At 38.9% G+C, this 3,358-nt stretch carries 5 protein-coding genes; all 5 read left to right on the forward strand.

Annotation, left to right across the window (positions count from 1 at the left end; translation table 11 throughout):
* Positions 1–975: RHS repeat domain-containing protein (locus JIN85_RS19925; protein WP_200274148.1), on the forward strand; the 975-nt coding region annotated here is incomplete at its 5' end.
* 1 nt (position 976) lies between these two features.
* Positions 977–1,372, forward strand: a complete 396-nt coding sequence (locus JIN85_RS19930) for a hypothetical protein (protein WP_200274150.1) — start codon at positions 977–979, stop codon at positions 1,370–1,372.
* Between the two features lie 445 nt (positions 1,373–1,817).
* Positions 1,818–2,270 carry a hypothetical protein gene (locus tag JIN85_RS19935; RefSeq protein WP_200274152.1) on the forward strand — a complete coding sequence of 151 codons (453 nt, stop codon included), beginning with the start codon at positions 1,818–1,820 and terminating at the stop codon, positions 2,268–2,270.
* Between the two features lie 93 nt (positions 2,271–2,363).
* Positions 2,364–2,639, forward strand: a complete 276-nt coding sequence (locus JIN85_RS19940; RefSeq protein ID WP_200274154.1) for a hypothetical protein — start codon at positions 2,364–2,366, stop codon at positions 2,637–2,639.
* A gap of 100 nt (positions 2,640–2,739) precedes the next feature.
* Positions 2,740–3,336 carry a hypothetical protein gene (locus JIN85_RS19945; RefSeq protein WP_200274156.1) on the forward strand — a complete coding sequence of 199 codons (597 nt, stop codon included), beginning with the start codon at positions 2,740–2,742 and terminating at the stop codon, positions 3,334–3,336.
* The last annotated feature ends 22 nt before the right edge of the window (positions 3,337–3,358 follow it).

The following is a 3,358-nucleotide window of genomic DNA, read 5'->3' on the forward strand; positions in this document are numbered from 1 at the left end:
TGGGCTGATAAAGCGACCGGTCAGGTGGTGGCACGCCAGGAATACGATCCATTCGGAGACAAGATCATCCACGAAGGCATCGACCTGCCAATCGGCTTCTCGACCAAGTATCAGGACGAAGAAACCGGCCTACTCTACTACGGCTACCGTTACTACGACCCGCAAACCGGCAGATGGCCATCGAGGGATCCGATCGAGGAGGATGGGGGAATCAACCTGTATGCTTTTGTTGGGAATGATGGACTAAATTTTTGGGATTACCTAGGCTTGCTGAAAATGCAAATTACCTACTATGGAACTCAACGTCCCGGCAAAAGAGATAAATTAACGTTGGGAAATACTTGGGTGGGAAAAATCCACGAAGCTGTGATAGCTGACAAGAAATTCATATATCATCAAAATGAGAATATTTGCACTGGCATAAAAGCAATTTTGAAGGAGATGGATGAAAATTTAAATGGTTCGATTGATCTAGGTGAGGGAGAGCACACCATTAATGTATTGGGGTATAGCTGGGGTGCCGAGACCGCAAAATCAACTGCGGATGAATTATGGAAGGCCAAGGACGCTTCCGAAGATAAGCCTGTAACTGTTTGTGGATATAAAATTAAGTGCCCAATTAAAGTTAATACACTGGTAACTTTGGATGCTGTCACTCTCTTTCGACCTATCACCAAGGATAAGAAATCGAAGTATTGGGTCAATTACTATCAAACAAAAAAAGGACCGTACGTCTTCACTTTAGTTGCTAACAATCAAAAATATGAAAGAGGATCCATTTTGTCGAATAACCTGAAAGGTAAATCTCTTCCTCTTGCGGATATCAACAAAAACTCTAATGCTGATTATAAAAATGTCGAACGAGTATTTGATTGGGGTGGAGATCAAATGAAATTGAGCGGCTGGGGGGGTAATCATGATGTCGTCCCAATGTTTTTCAGCTCAGAAGCCATCCAACATCTTAACGGAAAATAAAATGACTAGATATTTATTCTATTGTGCTTTAATTGCGTTTTCAATTAATTCTTGCGTTTATTTTTCCCCGGGTGTTATCGCCATCTCAAAATCCGACTCTATAAAATGGTCTGGTGTGTTGAAGATATCTAAAAGGAATGGGGAGGAGATAACAGTTATCCAAAGCCCCAAACCGCTTGAACATTTAGACTTAACAAACAGGAAAGTTGTTGAGCTTTGGTGTAATTTATTACTGATGGAACAATCAAATGGCAAACTTGAACCTTTTTCCACCACCATAAAAGATGGATCAAAAATTGAAATTGAAGCAAATTTGGACTATTGCAAGTTTCCAGACAGCAATGGAATGATGATGCTGACGGAAGTTTTAGTGGTTAAGGAAGTTATAGCCTATTAGGGGATGAATTGAAATTAGTTGATTTGCGCCGATGGCCGTAATTGTTATTTTTCAAATTGTCATCGAACATGATTTGCCAATTGGGATCGTCGGATGTTGGGACGATTACCTCATGACAGCATCACAGAGAGGCAAACATGTCAAAGGAACAGGCTCTTAGTAAGAATCGTGCTTGCTGAATCTCGCAGTTTGGGTAGGGTGAAGCTATGAGAAAGGTGCGATGGCTGGATGAATGGCGGAACTCAGAACAGATATCGGTCTTCTGCTATTGCATTTCATGGTACATGACAGAGAGACTTATAACAAAGTTACAGGTCATAAGTCATATGTCATGACAATTTTCGTGTAGGTTATTTTAGGGTTATGCTGGGTAATTAGTTATCTGCGGATATCCTGATAATATTATGTGTCAAAATATATGAAGTATTTAAAATTTATGATAATTATGAGCATGGTGCTTAGTTGTATGGCGTCTGCGGAACCGAAATTGTTTGTTGATAATGCATATTTTATTAATGGTGCCGCATGGCTGCGATTGGTAGATGGACGTGACATCCTTAAATACGATTATGATATCGTGATCAAATATCAGAATCGCTATCTTTTGCCTATGAAGTATGATCAATTTGATGCATCTGATATAAAGTCGGGCAGAGTTTTATGGGTATCCTTAGATAGAATGGAGGAATATGATAATGAGGGAAATGTGATTAAAGACGGTGTTACAATTGATTTCGAAAAAAATTCGGTCAAATCCTTAAACCTCGCTATAATTGAATCAGGTGGTCCTTCCTTCCGAAAATTAATTGCTGAATCAAAGGGAATGTTCGAAATGAAAGATTTAATATATATTCCCGACGCACTATGTAAGGGTAAAGCGGATGGCGGTCAAAAATAGTGCAGGGAAGTAGACAGGTTTTCAGTCATGCTGGGGCAAGATGGCCCTTCATGACATAGGAACAGGTTTGCTGAAATACTCGAATTATCATTTATGAAAAAATATTTATTACGCGTAGTCATGATTATTATGATTATTGCGACATTTTTGGATGTTAGGGAAAATAAATGTATAGATGAAACAAATGGATATTTCGCTGACCCAGTTTTGATGTCCTATTTGCGAAAAGTGCTAAAGTTTGTAAAATATATTCAATTAATCTTAAGGGTGTCTTTGAAAAGTAGTCCATCGGGCGAGTTGCTTCAGCATGCACCTGCTTGGATCAATCCAGAAAAACTTTGTGTTTTAGTTGCTCCGCATATATATTAATGGAAATGGGATACATGGTAAAGAGTTGTGCTATTGGTGAAATATGATAACTTTGTAAGTAATTTATGAAGAATGATGATAAAATTGAAAGTTGTGTTTTATGAGTGATGATGTGAAATTGATTTTTCTCAAAGTATCAATTTTAATTATTTGTATATTTTGCGGAGTTAGAATTTATGACTTAATGAGTGGTGGCCGCTATTCCAAGATGTTTGAAAATGGAAACGCCGTGAAATCTAATCAAAATGGTAACCGATTTAACAATCACCAAGTCAATGAAGATGGATCGAAGGTAATTTCTAAGTATACAGCAAGTGAAAGATCTGATGCTTCCAATGCCAATGATCCCCTGTTTGATTTGATAGGGGATGATCTTGTGCTCACAGGGGAAGCCGCCAAAACTGTCGGATTGACCTACGAACAAACGCAGGCGTTGCAGAATAGTATCGATTCGTCATTGAGAAAGATGGCAGAAATTGCAAAACAACATTGTAAGAAGTTCACAGATCCGGATGGTGCAGTATCCTACAAGATCGAACATTTGGAAGAGCGGAGTTTAGTGATGTCAGCTCTAAAATCAGAAATGGATTCAATCGTTGGCAAAAAAAAGGCTGACTATTTGTATAGACTGATTGCCAGAACTCATTTCCGATTGAGATTCGGAAGTGAGCATACGGAGCTCACGGTTCGCGGTTGATCGAGAAGCGTTTGGAGTGAAG

This window comes from Luteolibacter pohnpeiensis (assembly GCF_016595435.1).
Classification (GTDB): Bacteria; Verrucomicrobiota; Verrucomicrobiia; order Verrucomicrobiales; family Akkermansiaceae; genus Luteolibacter; species Luteolibacter pohnpeiensis.

Bases quoted from the DNA above. Each gene is read 5' to 3' on its own strand.
- JIN85_RS19940 (WP_200274154.1), top strand. From the start codon at position 2,364: ATGAAAAAATATTTATTACGCGTAGTCATGATTATTATGATTATTGCG.
- JIN85_RS19935 (WP_200274152.1), top strand. From the start codon at position 1,818: ATGAGCATGGTGCTTAGTTGTATGGCGTCTGCGGAACCGAAATTGTTT.
- JIN85_RS19945 (WP_200274156.1), top strand. From the start codon at position 2,740: ATGAGTGATGATGTGAAATTGATTTTTCTCAAAGTATCAATTTTAATT.
- JIN85_RS19930 (WP_200274150.1), top strand. From the start codon at position 977: ATGACTAGATATTTATTCTATTGTGCTTTAATTGCGTTTTCAATTAAT.